Annotated in this window: 13 protein-coding genes and 1 other annotated feature; of the genes, 9 read left to right on the forward strand and 4 right to left on the reverse strand. The window is 42.6% G+C overall.

What is annotated here, in order from left to right; translation table 11 throughout:
- Positions 1-36: 36 nt before the first annotated feature.
- The 3 genes from radA to AAC855_RS13905 all read left to right on the forward strand — a co-directional run bounded on the left by radA (position 37) and on the right by AAC855_RS13905 (position 4,322).
- On the forward strand, positions 37-1,422 hold the full coding sequence (gene radA / locus AAC855_RS13895; protein ID WP_340610393.1) for a DNA repair protein RadA: 1,386 nt from the start codon (positions 37-39) through the stop codon (positions 1,420-1,422).
- Between the two features lie 192 nt (positions 1,423-1,614).
- Entirely contained in the window at positions 1,615-2,841 is a 1,227-nt protein-coding gene (nadR, locus tag AAC855_RS13900; RefSeq protein WP_340610395.1) for a multifunctional transcriptional regulator/nicotinamide-nucleotide adenylyltransferase/ribosylnicotinamide kinase NadR, read from the forward strand.
- A gap of 752 nt (positions 2,842-3,593) precedes the next feature.
- Positions 3,594-4,322 (forward strand): ATP-binding cassette domain-containing protein, encoded by a 729-nt coding sequence (locus AAC855_RS13905; protein WP_340610396.1) that lies wholly within the window; start codon positions 3,594-3,596, stop codon positions 4,320-4,322.
- Positions 4,323-4,384: 62 nt separating this feature from the next.
- On the opposite strand, the gene ettA is transcribed toward AAC855_RS13905, so the two are convergent.
- Positions 4,385-6,052, reverse strand: coding sequence for an energy-dependent translational throttle protein EttA (gene ettA / locus AAC855_RS13910; RefSeq protein WP_340610397.1), 1,668 nt, complete (start codon positions 6,050-6,052; stop codon positions 4,385-4,387).
- 449 nt (positions 6,053-6,501) lie between these two features.
- On the opposite strand from ettA, the gene sltY reads away from it, so the two are divergent.
- Together sltY and trpR are read left to right on the forward strand one after the other, a co-directional pair.
- Complete coding sequence (sltY, locus tag AAC855_RS13915) at positions 6,502-8,418, forward strand: murein transglycosylase (RefSeq protein ID WP_340610508.1); 1,917 nt, start codon at positions 6,502-6,504, stop codon at positions 8,416-8,418.
- A 56-nt stretch (positions 8,419-8,474) separates the two neighbouring features.
- Complete coding sequence (gene trpR / locus AAC855_RS13920; protein ID WP_340610398.1) at positions 8,475-8,795, forward strand: trp operon repressor; 321 nt, start codon at positions 8,475-8,477, stop codon at positions 8,793-8,795.
- 225 nt (positions 8,796-9,020) lie between these two features.
- On the opposite strand, the gene yjjX is transcribed toward trpR, so the two are convergent.
- Positions 9,021-9,545 carry an inosine/xanthosine triphosphatase gene (yjjX, locus tag AAC855_RS13925; RefSeq protein ID WP_099108792.1) on the reverse strand — a complete coding sequence of 175 codons (525 nt, stop codon included), beginning with the start codon at positions 9,543-9,545 and terminating at the stop codon, positions 9,021-9,023.
- A 55-nt stretch (positions 9,546-9,600) separates the two neighbouring features.
- On the opposite strand from yjjX, the gene gpmB reads away from it, so the two are divergent.
- Entirely contained in the window at positions 9,601-10,248 is a 648-nt protein-coding gene (gpmB, locus tag AAC855_RS13930) for a 2,3-diphosphoglycerate-dependent phosphoglycerate mutase GpmB (protein WP_340610400.1), read from the forward strand.
- Here the strand turns inward: gpmB and robA are convergent.
- Complete coding sequence (gene robA / locus AAC855_RS13935) at positions 10,245-11,126, reverse strand: MDR efflux pump AcrAB transcriptional activator RobA (RefSeq protein ID WP_340610401.1); 882 nt, start codon at positions 11,124-11,126, stop codon at positions 10,245-10,247. The two genes, gpmB and robA, sit on opposite strands and share 4 nt — an antisense overlap.
- Positions 11,127-11,861: 735 nt before the next feature.
- Between robA and creA the strand changes: the two genes are divergently transcribed.
- Positions 11,862-12,338: a protein CreA gene (gene creA, locus AAC855_RS13940; protein WP_340610402.1), complete on the forward strand. Its 477-nt coding sequence runs from the start codon at positions 11,862-11,864 to the stop codon at positions 12,336-12,338.
- A 134-nt stretch (positions 12,339-12,472) separates the two neighbouring features.
- Here the strand turns inward: creA and arcA are convergent, their stop codons facing one another.
- Positions 12,473-13,189, reverse strand: a complete 717-nt coding sequence (arcA, locus tag AAC855_RS13945) for a two-component system response regulator ArcA (RefSeq protein WP_340610403.1) — start codon at positions 13,187-13,189, stop codon at positions 12,473-12,475.
- 704 nt (positions 13,190-13,893) lie between these two features.
- Positions 13,894-14,009, forward strand: a sequence feature (Thr leader region).
- 43 nt (positions 14,010-14,052) lie between these two features.
- On the opposite strand from arcA, the gene thrA reads away from it, so the two are divergent.
- Positions 14,053-16,512: a bifunctional aspartate kinase/homoserine dehydrogenase I gene (thrA, locus tag AAC855_RS13950; RefSeq protein ID WP_340610404.1), complete on the forward strand. Its 2,460-nt coding sequence runs from the start codon at positions 14,053-14,055 to the stop codon at positions 16,510-16,512.
- Entirely contained in the window at positions 16,494-17,444 is a 951-nt protein-coding gene (gene thrB, locus AAC855_RS13955) for a homoserine kinase (RefSeq protein WP_340610406.1), read from the forward strand. Before thrA ends, thrB begins: the two co-directional genes overlap by 19 nt.

Raw genomic sequence — 17,444 nt, forward strand, 5'->3', positions numbered from 1 at the left:
TTAAGCCGTCATATCTGAAAGTAGAGGGAGAATAGAGTGGCAAAAGCAGCAAAACGGGCATTTGTCTGTAACGAATGTGGGGCAGATTACCCCCGCTGGCAGGGGCAATGTACTGCATGTCAGGCATGGAATACCATCACGGAAATCCGTTTAGCCGCAGCGTCCTCTCCCCGCAATGAACGTTTCAGCGGTTATGCAGGGGATAGCGGAGTCAGCAAAGTACAAAAACTTTCTGAAATCAGTCTGGAAGAGTTGCCCCGATTTTCGACCGGATTTAAAGAGTTTGACCGTGTGCTGGGTGGAGGCGTCGTTCCCGGTAGCGCTATTTTGATCGGTGGTAATCCGGGAGCGGGGAAAAGTACTCTGTTACTGCAAACCATGTGCCTGCTATCTGAACAAATGAAAACCTTATATGTCACCGGTGAGGAATCGTTACAGCAGGTCGCAATGAGAGCACACCGGCTAGGCTTGCCGACAGATAAACTGAACATGCTGTCAGAAACAAGTATTGAGCAGATTTGCCTGATTGCCGAACAAGAGCAACCTAAACTGATGGTTATTGACTCCATTCAGGTTATGCATATGGCGGATATTCAGTCTTCTCCCGGCAGTGTGGCACAGGTCAGAGAAACAGCCGCTTATCTGACCCGATTTGCCAAAACCCGGGGAGTTGCGATCATTATGGTCGGCCATGTGACGAAAGATGGCTCTCTGGCAGGCCCGAAAGTACTGGAACACTGTATTGACTGTTCAGTGATGCTGGATGGTGAAGCCGACTCCCGTTTCCGTACTCTCCGCAGCCATAAAAACCGTTTCGGTGCAGTTAATGAGCTGGGCGTGTTCGCCATGACGGAACAGGGGCTACGGGAAGTCAATAACCCTTCCGCTATCTTTTTAAGCCGTGGTGATGAAATTACTTCCGGCAGTTCTGTCATGATTGTCTGGGAGGGAACCCGCCCCTTGCTGGTAGAAATTCAGGCACTGGTCGATCACTCTATGATGCCTAATCCACGTCGGGTAGCGGTGGGGTTGGAGCAGAACCGGCTGGCAATTCTGCTGGCAATATTACACAAACATGGCGGTTTGCAAATGGCTGATCAGGATGTCTTTGTTAACGTCGTGGGGGGGGTGAAAGTCACAGAAACCAGCGCCGACCTTGCTTTATTGCTTTCTTTAGTTTCCAGCTTCCGTGACCGTCCACTGCCCCGTGATTTGGTTGTCTTTGGTGAAGTCGGGCTGGCAGGAGAGATCCGCCCTGTTCCCAGCGGTCAGGAGCGTATTTCAGAAGCGGCTAAGCATGGCTTTAAACGGGCAATTGTGCCCTATGCCAATATGTCCAAAAAATCATTACCTGACATGAAAGTATTCGGCGTTAAAAAATTGTCAGATGCTTTGTCTGTTCTTGATGAGCTGGATGATTAATATACACTTCGTCTTTCAAGTTGCCTATTTATTGGCTGGACGAATTCGTTTCCAACGGATTTGTCTCTCCTTTGCCGCTGCGACTCACCTTAAAATCCATTGTGTATAGCCCGATAACCGGCCTGTTTTGTTTGTACCTTTCCCTGTAGGCATGCTATGTTGTTTAGTATACTAAACAACATAGGGGGTTATATGGAGCAATTTGACTATTTAAAAGAGGCAATTAAACAGGCGAATCACACTTTACAACAAGTTGCTGATGCAAGTGGCATGACAAAAGGCTATTTAAGCCAGCTCATTAACGGCAAGATAAAAAGCCCGAGTGCACAGAAATTAGCATCTCTTCATCAATATTTAGGATTGGCGTACCCTATGGAAAAGAAAACTATCGGTGTTGTGTTTGGTAAATTTTACCCGTTACATACTGGGCATATCTATTTGATCCAGCGAGCATCCAGTCAGGTCGATGAATTGCACGTTTTTCTCTGTTACGATGAATTACGGGATCGGGAGTTGTTTATCAACAGTTCCATGTCTCAGCAACCGACTGTCAGTGATCGCCTGAGATGGCTGTTGCAAACATTTAAATATCAAAAAAATATTCATATCCACTCTTTTGATGAACAAGGAATAGAACCTTACCCAAACGGCTGGGAAAAATGGAGTCAGAGCGCAAAACAATTTATGTCTGCAAAAGGCATTAATCCTCAGTATATCTATTCCAGCGAAGCACAAGACGTTCCCCTTTATAAAGAGCATTTTGGCATTGAAACTATTCTTGTCGATCCACAACGTTCATTTATGAATATCAGTGGTAGCCAGATACGGCAGGCACCTTTCCACTATTGGGAATATATTCCGACAGAAGTAAAACCCTTCTTTGTACGCACGGTTGCCATTCTCGGAGGCGAATCCAGCGGGAAATCCACACTGGTCAATAAACTGGCAAATATGTTTAACACAACCAGTGCATGGGAATATGGGCGTGAGTATGTATTTTCCCATTTAGGGGGAGATGAGATGGCGCTGCAATACTCTGATTACGATAAAATAGCTTTAGGTCACGCTCAATATATTGATTTTTGTGTAAAATACGCAAACAAAGTTGCTTTTATTGATACGGATTTCGTCACAACACAAGCATTTTGTAAGCGCTATGAAGGGAAAGAGCATCCTTTCGTTCAGGCACTGATTGATGAATATCGATTTGATTTGGTCATCCTGTTAGAAAATAACACGCCTTGGGTCGCTGATGGGTTAAGAAGCCTGGGAAGTGAGCAAGATCGTAAAGCGTTTCAGCAATTGCTTGAAAGTATGTTGAAGAAAAACAATATTGATTATGTGTGTGTTAACTCACCCGATTATGATCAACGTTTTCTTCAGTGTGTAGAACTGGTTCAGGAAATGTTAGCATCTTAACAATTATTCATATTCTCACAAATAAATTTCAAGTTGCAGCAACCGAAAATAAACAATTATACCGGGCGGCAACTTGAAAGATTAAAGTATATATACTATTAGCCTAAACTGTTATTAGTGTAATGATTAATTAAAATGATTTATTTTCTATAGCAATTTTCGTTATTTTATGTTTTATTTTCGATTGTACTCTAATTAAATGTTTCGTTTAGTTATTTTTACAACAGTAACAAAATAGATTGTGTTAATAATATTTTTTGATGCTTAGGTTTCTCCGTTTGGGCTTGAATTGTCAGGAGATAAGTCATTTAATGGACGGACCTGTTGATTTATCTATATAAAATTCTTTTATTATCAATGATAACCACACATTTTACATGTGATTTTTATTAAGGATGGAGGTGATGTAAAAAAAACATTATATTTTTTATATGAGTAAAATGACTTTTTTCCTTATTATAAAATTGGAATAAAAACAGAATAATTTATACCTTTTTTATGTATGTTGTCTTTTTCTTAGTAACGACGAACATCATTAACATTTTACTCTAAGACTAAGAAATATCTCATTTATCATATAATAATTGTAAATAATAATTGACATAAGTTTAGTATATTATTACCGAGATATTTCATATGTGAACTATTTAAATTCATACTATGTCTTATTGATATTAATAATACTGTAAATAGATTTAGATAACATATTTAAGGAAAAAGCTTTAACTTTTTAACCTAATTGTGTTGAGAATATGAACTTAAATCAATTTAAATCGATTGAAGTTATCAATATTTCATATGGTTTAACTGGTAATACAGTTAATTATGAAATGATTTCAGACATCACATTTTCTATTATACCAGGTGAAATTACTTTGATAACAGGGCCGAAAGCATCTACAAACAGCACATTGCTATCGATTGCTTCGGGTATGTTACAACCAGATCAAGGAGATGTATTCATTAATAATAACAAGCTAAAACTAATGAGTGATTCCGAGCTAGGTCAGTTTCATTCACAAAGTAGTGGGTTCATTTTTCAGAGTTTTAATTTATCCAGTGAACTTACGTTGTTAGATAACTTGTTATTGTCCAACTCTTACGGATTATCCCTTTCCCGGGAACTGGCAGTAAAAATTGCACAGAAGTCGTTAGATATTGTGAAATTAGGTGATAAGAGCCGTTACTATCCAGGTGAGCTTTCTGAAAATGAAAGACAGCGAGCTGCTATGGCAAAAGCCATCGTGAAAAGACCTGAGTATTTGTTTGCTGATGAACCGACTCGTCACCTGAATCATCAGGAATTAAGGATGTTTATTGATATCTTTAAATTTATCGCTCATGAGCAGAAAGGCACCGTCGTTATCGCCTCTCAGGATAAGCGCCTGATTCAATATGCTGACAGCATGATTACTCTGGAAAGCGGTAAAATTGTTAAGACATATGAGTCCTTTCAGGAACGAAGAGTAATGGTATCCTGATTGTAGTTTCCTTAAAAAAACGGCCTGATATCAGGCCGTTTTCTATTTCACTGAAATCAGTTTTACTTGCTGATTTTTTTATACTTAATACGATGCGGTTCCAGTGTTTCAGCACCCAGAGTGCGCTTCTTGTAATCTTCGTATTCGCTAAAGTTTCCTTCAAAGAAAGTCACTTTACCTTCATCCTGATAATCGATAATGTGCGTTGCAATGCGGTCAAGGAACCAACGGTCATGGGAAATAACCATCGCACAGCCCGGGAATTCCAGCAGAGCATTTTCCAGCGCGCGCAGTGTTTCAATATCCAGATCATTGGTTGGTTCATCCAGCAGCAACATGTTGCCACCAACTTGTAGAAGTTTTGCCAGATGCAGACGACCACGCTCACCACCGGACAATTCACCCACGCGCTTACCCTGATCCACACCCTTAAAGTTAAAGCGGCCAACATAGGCGCGGCTTGGGATCTCAAAGTTACCAATGCGCATAATATCCTGCCCACCGGAAACTTCTTCCCATACGGTTTTCTTATCGTCCATAGCATCGCGGAACTGGTCAACAGAAGCCAGTGTCACTGTTTCACCCAGCGCGATTGAACCGAAATCAGGCTGTTCCTGACCGGACAGCATACGGAACAGAGTTGATTTACCGGCACCATTCGGACCAATGATCCCGACAATCGCACCTTTTGGCAGAGAAAAACTCAGGTCATCGATCAGAACACGATCACCATAAGATTTGGTCAGGTTGCTGACTTCCAGTACTTTGTCTCCCAGACGTGGGCCTGGTGGAATAAACAACTCACTGGTTTCATTACGCTTTTGATACTCAACATTGTTAAGCTCTTCGAAGCGAGCCAAACGTGCCTTACCTTTAGCCTGACGCCCTTTTGGATTCTGGCGAACCCATTCCAGTTCTTTCTCAATGGATTTACGGCGAGCCGCTTCTGAAGCAGCTTCCTGCGCCAGACGAGCATCTTTTTGCTCCAGCCATGAAGAATAGTTACCTTCCCACGGAATACCTTCACCACGGTCAAGTTCCAAAATCCAACCAGCAACATTATCGAGGAAGTAACGGTCATGGGTAATAGCAACGACAGTACCTTCATAGTCGTGCAGGAAGCGTTCCAGCCACGCCACAGATTCTGCATCAAGGTGGTTGGTTGGTTCATCCAGCAGCAGCATGTCTGGTTTTTCCAGCAGCAGGCGACAAATTGCCACACGGCGACGTTCACCCCCTGACAGGTGCTCAATTTTAGCATCCCATGCAGGTAAACGCAGAGCATCCGCCGCTCTCTCAAGCTGATTATCCAGATTATGACCATCGTGAGACTGGATAATCGCTTCCAGTTCACCCTGCTCTTTTGCCAACTTGTCAAAATCCGCATCAGGATCGGCATATGCAGCATACACTTCATCAAGACGTGTCAGCGCATGTTTCACTTCGCCAACGGCTTCTTCTACCGCTTCGCGAACAGTGTGCTCAAGATTAAGTTTAGGCTCCTGTGGCAAATAACCGATTTTAATCCCGGGCTGTGGGCGGGCTTCCCCCTCAATATCTTTATCAATGCCCGCCATGATACGCAGTAAGGTCGATTTACCAGCACCATTCAGACCAAGAACACCGATTTTTGCTCCGGGGAAAAAACTAAGAGAGATATTTTTCAGAATATGCCTTTTCGGGGGAACAATTTTTCCAACCCGGTGCATACTATAAACATATTGAGCCAAAGTAATGTACCTTTTTGATAATTAAGGGAATATATAATATTCATTGACGTTTAAGGGGCTTGGATGGCGTATTCTACCCTAAATTAATGCCGTCGTGTTGCTACCTGTTTAGCATTCTTTTCACGCGATCAAACAGAGGTGAGGTAATGACTCTTTATCTTTCAGGCTACCGCGATGTACCTTAAAATTCATTGGGATTCAAGAATACCTAAATGTAGCTTTTCTATTTTATCATCTGTTTGAAATAATTAACGTATTGCATAAATCAAATAAATTAATAACCGATTATGGCAATAATATTTAAATCATATCTTTTTTCTTACCTAAACTTGCAATCAAACCACTAATTTTTACATTCATTCTGTATGATAAAACACGTCAATATTATTATAATTAAAACCATTAATGTATTGTTCGTTACCGTCAATTTTCTGGAGGAATATGTGACTATAAATAAGTGGCAGCATTTTATCATGGCTGTCAGTCTGGCTTCTGTTGTTGGTATAGCACAGGCTGATTCTCTGGAAGCTCAGCGTAAGCGGTATCAGGCAATAAAACTCGCATGGGATGCGAAAAACATGAAAGAAGTTGAACGGTTGATGCCCACTCTGAAGGATTATCCTCTGTATCCTTATCTTGAATATCGGCAATTAGTTCATAATCTAAAAACGACATCTCCTCAGCAGATACGCCATTTTATTGACACTCACCCAACCCTGCCACCCGCTAATTCCCTGTCATCACGATATATCAATTTACTGGCGAGTGACGGAAACTGGCATAGCCTTCTGGCATTCAGCCCCCATAAACCCAATAGCGTAGCAGCAAGCTGTAATTACTATTTTGCTCATTGGGTAACGGGAAAACAAAAAACGGCGTGGGAAGGTGCCAGAGAACTTTGGTTACGTGGTAGTTCGTTACCCGAGGATTGTGATAGTTTGCTGAACGTCTGGGAACGTTCCGGGTATTTGTCCGTGAATTTAATATTGCAACGTATCGAGCTTGCCGTAAGCGAGAATAACACGACACTTGCCAATTATCTTATTAATCGCCTACCCTTCGACTACCATAGCCTAAAGATTCAGTTAGAAAAACTACAAAATGATCCCACATCTGTTGAACATTTTGCCAAAACCGTAAAACCTACGAATTTTACCCGCTTTTTTGTCACTCATGCGTTTTCCCATTTTGCCCGTAAAAATACTGAAAAAGCCCGGCTCAGTATTCCTTTTATCGCCCGGGCACAAAAAATGAATGAAACAGAAAGGCAGAAATTAAAAGATATCGTGGCCTGGCAATTAATGGGAGAGATTACATCGGAACAGGAAAAGTGGCGGGATAACGCAATTCGTGAATCACATTCGAGCACATTAATCGAACGTCGTGCCCGTCTGGCACTCAGGAATGCTGATGAAAAAGGGTTAGCGGCATGGCTAAGTCTGTTACCTAAAAATGTCCTGCAAAAAGATGAATGGCAATACTGGAGCGCCATCACTTTGCTGAATGCAGGAAAGAAAAAAGAAGGAGATTCAATCCTACGTAAGCTGATGGAGCACCGTGGTTTCTATCCTATGGTAGCAGCACAGAAATTACATCTGCCCTATCCTCTGGTTATCAATAAATCAGAAAGGCCTGACGCTTCTATTGCGAAGTTGCCACAGATTAAACGGATACGTGAATTAATGTATTGGGATATGGATGATTTGGCTCGTTCAGAATGGATCAACCTAGTTTCAACGCAAAACAGCACAAAAAAAGAACAGCTCGCCCGCTACGCTTTTGAGCAGAACTGGCCTACCCTCAGTGTGCAGGCTACGATTGTCGGAAAAATGTGGGATCATCTTGAAGAGCGCTTTCCTCTGGCATGGAAAAATGAATTTGCTCATTTCACCTCAGATAAAAGTATTTCACAAAGTTATGCCATGGCTATTGCACGACAGGAAAGTGCGTGGGACCCACAGGCTCGCTCATCAAAAGGGGCAAGCGGGTTAATGCAACTCATGCCAGCAACAGCAGAGCATACCGCAAAGAGTAAAAAGATTGATGGCTACGCCAGCAGTAACCAATTGATGAACCCAACTATGAATATCAAAATTGGCACTGCATATCTGGAATCGGTGTACCAGAGTTTCGGCTATAACCGCATACTCGCCAGTGCTGCTTATAATGCAGGCCCCAGAAATGTTGAGCGTTGGCTGGCCAACAGTGCGGGAAACATCAATGCCATCGCATTCATCGAAAGTATTCCATTTGCTGAAACACGTAATTACGTCAAAAATGTTCTGGCTTATGACATGTTTTACCATAATTTTATGGGAAAATTAGTTAATGTATTAACGGATTCAGAATGGCAAAGACGGTACTAATCTCAGATACTCTTATGGTATCATTTTGTACTAGTTAAATAGTATGGCTGAAAATTATGACACAAAATCATTTGATTGACCCTGCACTTTCCCCAGAAGAGGGAGATGACTGGTTTGCTTTTGTAAAATTATTACAAACAGCATTCGAACAAAATTTGCAACATCAGATTTTGCAGTTATTATTGACACCCGATGAACGTACAGCACTCTCGACCAGAGTTCGGATTATTCAAGAATTAATGCGAGGGCAAATGAGCCAGCGCGAGCTGAAAAACGAACTTAGTGTTGGGATTGCAACGATCACGCGTGGTTCAAATAGCCTGAAATCAGCGCCAGCTCACGTCAAAGAATGGCTGGAAACACAATTATTGAAGTAAATCTATTGTCGCAATAATCGGTTAGAAAAGAGTATTTCGATATTATTATACACAATGGATTTTAAGGTGTGTCGCGGCGGCAAGAGAGTGAATCCCCGGGAGCATAGATAACTATGTGATCGGAATGAGCGAACGCAGCCAACAAAGAGGCAACTTGAAAGACGAAATGTATAAAGGCAGAGGCCATAACTTCATGGCCTTCTGTGACTGAATCATAAAAGTTGGTTATTCAATATCTTTGTAAATTTCATGATGAATAGGAACGAGAGCCAGTATCAATGCCTGATGATAAACACTAGTGCGAGTCAGGATACCATTGGTAAAAAAGCCAATTGCCCCACCTTTCTGTTTGATATTATCAACACCGGTCAAATAAGCCATTTCGTGACCAAGCTCACGCCCTTCGCGAATGCCTTCCAGTACCTTTTCAGGCAGCATCAGGCTGGCAGAACGCGATTCACCCCGAATTTGTTTGTATTCAATAACCATCCAGGCAAATGTCATGTCATCTTCGATTCCGGCTTCAACACCGACCCAAAAATCGGCTTCCGGCCGAACCTGACGAGCAGCCATAACCCGATGGCGGGCACCAGTACGAGTTTCAGTATTACCAATTGGCTGTTGAGGAACACTGCTATCTACATCGACATCTTCTATACGATATGTTCCTGCTCCAAAAACATCATCAAATGCAAGGCTAATCGCTTTTATTTTCGCAGGGTTAGTGGTTGCAGCAATAACATGGTACATAATAAATAAGTAATCCTTTGAACTATTTCATGATGCAGTATAACGGAAAATAAATATGTTACAGGTATATCTTGTTCGTCATGGCGAAACAGAATGGAACTTGGCTCGTCGTATTCAGGGACAATCTGACAGCCCATTAACTGAAACCGGACGACGTCAGGCACTCTTGGTAGCACAAAAAATGAAATCAGAGAACATCACACATGTTATCACTAGTGACCTCGGTCGCACACGCCAAACCGCAGAAATTATCGCACAAGCTTGTGGCTGTGAAGTGATATTAGAGCCTCGTTTGCGGGAAATAAACATGGGTGTTCTGGAAAACCGTGATCTGAACTCCCTGACCCAAGAAGAAGAGACATGGCGCAAAAGTCTCGTTGATGGTACACCAAATGGGCGGATACCAGAAGGCGAATCCATGAATGAGTTATCCGAACGGATGCGTGCCGCACTGGAAAGTTGCCGTAACCTGCCAGCCGGAAGCCGTCCTTTACTGGTAAGCCACGGGATGGCATTAGTCAGTCTGGTCTGTTCAATTTTAGGATTACCGGCTAATTCTGAACGTCGTTTACGGCTGAGAAACTGTTCTATCTCAAGAGTGGATTATCAGGATAGCCCATGGCTGGCTTCTGGCTGGATCGTTGAAACAGCGGGCGATATCACACATCTGGATATGCCCGCGCTAGATGAGCTGCAAGGTTAGCGCTGAATCGGGATGAGATATTCAAATTCCACAACGTGGCTTTGAGACTCATCCTGCAATTTTTTCCTTTCAAGATTAGTCAGATAGTATCGCTCAATATCATACCCTTTTCTGCGGGTAATATTTAATTGAGGTAAACAGACAGTGTAGATATTGAAGAGAAACTCATCGAGCTGATCTTCTTTACCAAAATAACTGAATGAAATGTACTCCCCACCCGGCAAAACAACCGGCTGGCTATCCTTGGTGTCAAAGGTTGCATACTCCGGCTCTATTGCCGTGGTATAGAAAACTGTCTGCTCATCTTCATGCTCCGTGCTGATGGTCGAGTGATGCAAGCCATACAATTTAGGCGGTAAGACTTCAGCGTGTTGCAAATAGGAAATCCAGTAATTGTGGCGCATGTCCGTACAGGCTTTTGACCATTGCTCCAGAGTGTAAGAGCAACTATGCTCAATACCCGTCAGCAATTGATCTTCCAGAATCACAAACTTATGTTCAGGTAACGGTTTGTTATCCAACATAATAGGAGCACAAAGCCCGCTAGCACACCACTCTTCACTTCGGCGGTAAGAAGCTGGCGTCCGATTAAACTGCTTTTTAAATGCTCTGGTAAAGGTTTGTTGAGAATCAAAACGATATTGCAGAGCAATGTCCAGAATGGCGCGACCAGTCAAACGCAGCGCAACAGCAGCTTTAGACAGCCGTCTGGCTCGGATATAAGAACCAATCGCTTGTCCTGTAACATCCTTAAACATGCGCTGTAAGTGCCACTTGGAATAACCTGCTTTTGCTGCAACATGATCAAGGGACAGCGGACGATCCAGATTATTATCCAGCCAATGCAGCAGATCTCGAATGATGTTGGTTTGATCCATACATCTCCCTAATTCATCAAGACAAAAAGAAAACCATACAACTGTAAGATAACTGACTGTTATAAAAAAATTTAAGGATGAAAATGCTATATAGATTGATTAATAATGAGCACCTATCATTTCCAAACACTGAGATGATTTTAACTGCCTGATTTTTCACTTCATCAGGCATACCGTCGTTTTCACAACACAGTCCATTTCCCTGTCATGACAGCAATATCTATTATTGTGGCTATCCAAACAAACGTTATTTTATTGCCACACCTAAGATTAGCGGCATTTTCTCTTGCATTATAAAACAAAGCCCCATGACATCATCGTAATGGATAAAGACCTGACACCAAATTAAACAAGAAAAATCTTGGAATAAACTAATAGTAAATCTGATCATTTGCAAGCTTAGCTTTAGGATCCTTTACAACAAATGAAAAGATCAATAATTAGATAATCCTCTCCTACCTGTTTATATTAGTAGATGAAAACTATCTGACCTTCGATTCCAGCGGCTTTCGTTAAAGAAATAATTTTTCGCATTATTTAGAAATTTATTGGAATTCTGAAGGTTAGTTTAAAGCCCTTTTGTTTACTCGTTTCACATGTATATTCAGCTATAATGCCATGTTTTTCTTTGCAGATACATAAACTAATCAAATGGCGTTACAAAAATCATTCATTCGCATTATATGCTAGTACTGGATATTTTCACTGCATTTATTTAATTAAAGTGGACTAAATATGGTAACAATTAAGAAAATAGTGATTGCTGTTGTCCTGTTGTGTTCTCCAATGATCCTGCACGCTGAAGAGATAGGTTCTGTTGATACTGTGTTCAAATTCTTTGGCCCGGATAACAAAATAGTCATTGAAGCCTTTGATGATCCTGATGTTAAAAATGTGACCTGCTATTTAAGCCGAGCAAAGACAGGAGGTATCAAAGGAGGTCTGGGACTAGCGGAAGATACTTCTGATGCCGCAATCTCCTGTCAACAGGTCGGCCCGATCGAAGTAGCAGAAAAAATCCTTAAATCCCCGAAAAAAGGGCAGGTAGTTTTTCAGAAAAGAACTTCGCTGGTATTTAAAAAGCTACAGGTTGTTCGCTTTTTCGATCCAAAACGTAATTCTCTGATTTATCTGACTTATTCCGATAAAGTTATTGATGGCTCACCAAAGAATGCCATCAGTGCCGTACCGATTATGCCGTGGAAAGAGTAAGGTAATATAACCAATCATCTATTTGATTGGTTAAAAGCCCTGACACCATTAGGTGTTCAGGGCTTTTTAAAAGATAAGGTATTTTTACAAATACGATATTTTTTCGAATAAATCGGAGGCAGGTGTGGTATCGATTAGTCGTCTAAATCGCCACAAAAACGGTAACCTTCACCATGAATGGTAGCGATGATTTCCGGCGTATCCGGTGTAGATTCAAAATGTTTACGGATCCGGCGGATAGTCACATCGACAGTACGATCATGTGGCTTCAACTCACGCCCGGTCATTTTTTTCAACAATTCTGCACGAGTCTGAATTTTCCCCGGATTCTCACAGAAATGGAGCATCGCACGGAATTCACTGCGTGGCAGTTTATAATGATCTCCCATCGGGCTGACCAGAGAACGGCTGTTAATATCCAGCTCCCAGCCATTAAACTTATAGCTTTCAACCTGACGACGCTCTTCACCTACATGGCTCAGATTCATCGTACGGGAAAGCAGGTTACGTGCCCGAATTGTTAACTCCCGTGGGTTGAAAGGCTTAGTGATGTAGTCATCAGCACCAATTTCAAGCCCAAGTATCTTATCCACCTCATTATCACGCCCAGTTAAAAACATCAGGGCAACATTCGCCTGTTCACGTAATTCACGGGCAAGAAGTAACCCGTTTTTGCCTGGCAGATTGATATCCATAATCACTAAGTTGATATCGTTATCTGACAAAATGTTGTGCATTTCTGAGCCATCAGTGGCTTCATAAACAACATACCCTTCAGCTTCAAAAATGCTTTTCAGGGTATTGCGTGTGACAATTTCGTCTTCAACAATCAAAATGTGCGGGGTTTGCATAGTTGCTACCTAAAATCGCTAAAAAAATAGAACCTGTATGACATAAGCCGTTATTATTAATAGAAAATATTCTGTTCTCGTTCTGAATCACAGAAAACGCGGCTCATGTCTAAAAATAAATGTTGTTGATATGTTTTACGCTAAAAGCACCTGTTACTTTTCTCTGGGAGTACATACCTAAAAAACCCAATCAGAACAGGAGCTATATTAGTCTATTAACAGCAATATAACAGCTAGTAATGCATTTGCCCTCTAAAAAAACCAACTTTTGTTGATACATATCAAAATCAATTGTAGCACGTTAACATTATTTGTAATTGTTAATTTTAAATTAACAATATTGTTATATTTTTGGTGATTTTATGTTAATGAAAAACAGTGTTATCTCCAACCTCTAAAGAGATCACACAACACTCAAATGTTAAAATCAGCGTGTTTTATCATAAAGACGAAATAATTACAAAATATGTTTTTTATAAAATTAAATGCTAGTAAAAATATTTGAAGCCGGATAATGACCAAATCAGTTAAAGATACTTTGAACGATTACAGCACAGAAAATGGCGTTTTTTCCCTCTGTAATTTTAAAAATTATTTGACTTCGACCACAGTTTCCTTTAACCAATAGGGGTCGAACAGAATAAAAAGACAGACAGGAAACCATGCGAGACATCAGCCCGAAAAATACAATTACGTCAAAAGTAATCACTGCAAACACAATCACCACGATTACCACCGGAACTACAGGTTACGGTGCGGGCTGACGCATAACATAAAATAGTAAAAAGCCCGTATCCAACAAGATACGGGCTTTTTTTTGACGCTTTTTTAACAGTAAGTCATTAGTCAGGAGAGAAATACCCATGCGTGTACTTAAATTTGGAGGCACTTCAGTCGCAAACTACCAACGCGTACTGAGTGTGGCCGACATCGCTGAAAGTGAGCTACCCCTTGGGCAGGTTGCCCTAGTCCTTTCTGCCCCCGCAAAAATCACAAACCATTTGGTGGCAATGGTCGCTAAGACAGTTGCAGGGCAGGATATTGTTTCTAACATCAGCGATACTATCCAAATATTTACTGATTTACTGTCGGGGTTAAAAGAGCATCAGCCGAATTTCGATTATGAAAACCTGAAAAAGCTCATGGAGCATGAGTTTGCTCACCTGAAACAAACACTGCATGGTATTTCTCTGTTAAAACAGTGCCCGGATAGCATTAATGCCTCCCTGATTTGCTGTGGCGAAAAATTATCCATTGCGATTATGGCTGCCGTATTACAAGCCCGCGGGCATAAAGTTTCTGTGATCGATCCGGTTCAAAACCTGCTTGCTCACGGGCATTACCTCGAATCCACTGTTGATATTCACGAATCCTCCAAACGCATTGCAGCCCTGAATATTCCTTCTGACCATATTATTCTGATGGCCGGTTTTACAGCAGGTAATGATAATGGTGAGCTTGTCGTTCTCGGACGTAATGGTTCTGATTACTCAGCCGCAGTGCTGGCGGCCTGTTTACGAGCTGATTGCTGTGAAATCTGGACTGACGTAGATGGCGTTTATACCTGTGATCCACGATCTGTTGCCGATGCCCGTCTGTTGAAAAGCCTGTCATATCAGGAAGCAATGGAACTTTCCTATTTCGGTGCAAAAGTGCTTCATCCCCGGACTATTGCCCCTATCGCCCAGTTCCAGATCCCCTGCCTGATTAAAAACACGGTCAATCCAGATGCACCGGGTACCTTTATCGGGAACGGGCAAAAAGACGACAGTATGCTTATTAAAGGGATCACTAACCTGAATCATATGGCGATGATTAACGTTTCAGGTCCCGGCATGAAAGGCATGGTAGGTATGGCAGCAAGAGTTTTTGCTGTGATGTCCCGTTCGGGTATTTCCGTTGTCCTGATCACTCAGTCTTCATCAGAATACAGCATCAGTTTTTGTGTACCGCAAAAAGAGCTGAACAGAGCACAGAGAGCGCTGACAGAAGAGTTTTATCTGGAGTTAAAAGATGGTGCGCTTGATCCTATTGATGTTATCGATAATCTCGCCATCATTTCTGTCGTGGGTGACGGAATGCGTACACAGCGTGGCATCTCCGCCCGTTTCTTCTCAGCACTGACCCGCGCCAATATCAATATCATCGCCCTTGCGCAAGGTTCATCAGAGCGTTCCATCTCCGCAGTGATTGGCAATGATAACGCAACAACCGCAGTGCGTCTCTGTCACCAAATGCTCTTCAATACCGCTCAGGTGGTTGAAGTTTTTGTTGTCGGTGTTGGCGGTGTCGGAAGTGCATTAATCGAACAAATTCGTCGCCAGCAGTCATGGCTGAAGCAAAAACACATCGATCTGCGCGTATGCGGAATTGCAAACTCGCGGGCGATGTTAACCGATATGCAGGGCATCAGTCTGGATAACTGGCAGCAGGCGTTGTCAGAAGCCAGCGAGCCGTTCAGCCTAAGCCGTTTAATCCGTATTGAAAAAGAGTACCATCTCCTGAACCCGGTTATCGTTGATTGCACTTCTAATCAATCTATCGCTGAACAGTATTCCAGCTTCCTGAGTGATGGTTTCAACGTTGTGACGCCGAATAAAAAAGCCAATACGCTTTCCATGGCCTACTATCGTGAGATTCGTCGGGCAGCAGAAAACTCAAAACGTAAATTCCTGTATGACACCAACGTAGGTGCGGGCTTGCCGGTTATTGAAAATCTACAGAATTTGCTGAATGCCGGTGATGAACTGGTTCAGTTCAACGGGATCCTGTCAGGCTCTCTGTCTTATATCTTCGGTATGCTGGATGAAGGTATGACGCTTTCGCAAGCAACCCTGCTGGCAAAAGAAAAAGGCTTCACTGAGCCAGATCCGCGTGACGATCTCTCCGGCATGGATGTTGCGCGTAAACTCTTAATTCTGGCCCGTGAGTCCGGTTATGAACTGGAATTGGAAGATATTCACGTCGAACCCGTTTTACCTGCTTCATTTGATTCCAATGGCGATGTCACTGACTTCCTGCAACGTCTGCCACAATTGGATCAGGAATTTACCCGCCGGGTAGCAGATGCCGCAGAGCAAGGAAAGGTGCTGCGCTATGTCGGTATTATTGAACAGGGCCGCTGTATGGTGAAAATCGCTGCTGTTGATGGCAATGATCCACTGTATAAAGTTAAAAATGGTGAAAACGCACTGGCTTTCTATACCCGTTATTATCAACCTATCCCGCTGGTACTGCGTGGTTACGGTGCTGGAAATGATGTCACGGCAGCGGGTGTTTTTGCTGATATATTACGCACTTTGTCATGGAAATTGGGAGTTTAATGATGGTCAGGGTTTATGCACCTGCCTCTATCGGAAACGTTGGGGTTGGGTTTGATGTACTCGGTGCGGCAGTTTCTCCGGTTGATGGCTCACTGCTTGGCGATTGTGTTTCAGTCAAAGCCGCAGAAAAGTTTACGTTAAGTAATGAAGGGAAATTTGTCAGCAAACTGCCCGGAAATCCCAAACACAATATTGTTTACCAATGTTGGCAACTCTTTTGTCAGCGTTTGGGTAAAGAGCTGCCCGTTGCCATGACGCTGGAAAAAAATATGCCGATAGGCTCCGGGCTGGGTTCCAGTGCTTGTTCAGTCGTTGCTGCACTGGTCGCCTTAAATGAATATGCTGGTCACCCTTTTGATCGCGACCAGTTACTGGAGATGATGGGAGAGCTGGAAGGACGCATTTCCGGTGGCGTACATTATGACAATGTCGCCCCTTGTTATCTCGGCGGCCTGCAACTCATCACGGCGCAAGAAGATGCCGTTTGCCAATCCATTCCTGCTTTTGAAGACTGGCTGTGGGTGATGGCCTACCCCGGCATCAAGGTTTCTACATCAGAAGCCCGTGCTATTTTGCCTGCTCACTATTCACGCAGTGATATCATTAATCATGGCCGTTATTTTGCCGGATTTATTCATGCCTGCCATACCCGGCAATCCGGTTTAGCCGCCAACTTAATGAAAGATATCGTTGGCGAACCTTACCGCACACAACTTTTACCCGGATTTGCCAATGCTCGTGAAGGAGTAAAAAAACTGGGTGCGCTGACATGCAGTATTTCTGGCTCTGGCCCGACACTGTTTGCAATTTGCAATGAAATGGCAATAGCTGAAGAAGTCGCTCAATGGCTGCAACAACATTACGTACAAAATGATGAAGGTTTTGTTCACATTTGCCGTCTGGATCTCGCAGGCGCACGACAGGTAGGGTAA

The organism is Xenorhabdus bharatensis (assembly GCF_037996705.1).
Classification (GTDB): Bacteria; Pseudomonadota; Gammaproteobacteria; order Enterobacterales; family Enterobacteriaceae; genus Xenorhabdus; species Xenorhabdus bharatensis.

Coding starts and splice junctions, on each gene's coding strand:
- nadR (WP_340610395.1), top strand. CDS start 1,615: ATGGAGCAATTTGACTATTTAAAAGAGGCAATTAAACAGGCGAATCAC.
- AAC855_RS13905 (WP_340610396.1), top strand. CDS start 3,594: ATGAACTTAAATCAATTTAAATCGATTGAAGTTATCAATATTTCATAT.
- trpR (WP_340610398.1), top strand. CDS start 8,475: ATGACACAAAATCATTTGATTGACCCTGCACTTTCCCCAGAAGAGGGA.
- yjjX (WP_099108792.1), bottom strand. CDS start 9,545: ATGTACCATGTTATTGCTGCAACCACTAACCCTGCGAAAATAAAAGCG.
- gpmB (WP_340610400.1), top strand. CDS start 9,601: ATGTTACAGGTATATCTTGTTCGTCATGGCGAAACAGAATGGAACTTG.
- robA (WP_340610401.1), bottom strand. CDS start 11,126: ATGGATCAAACCAACATCATTCGAGATCTGCTGCATTGGCTGGATAAT.
- creA (WP_340610402.1), top strand. CDS start 11,862: ATGGTAACAATTAAGAAAATAGTGATTGCTGTTGTCCTGTTGTGTTCT.
- arcA (WP_340610403.1), bottom strand. CDS start 13,189: ATGCAAACCCCGCACATTTTGATTGTTGAAGACGAAATTGTCACACGC.
- thrA (WP_340610404.1), top strand. CDS start 14,053: ATGCGTGTACTTAAATTTGGAGGCACTTCAGTCGCAAACTACCAACGC.
- thrB (WP_340610406.1), top strand. CDS start 16,494: ATGGAAATTGGGAGTTTAATGATGGTCAGGGTTTATGCACCTGCCTCT.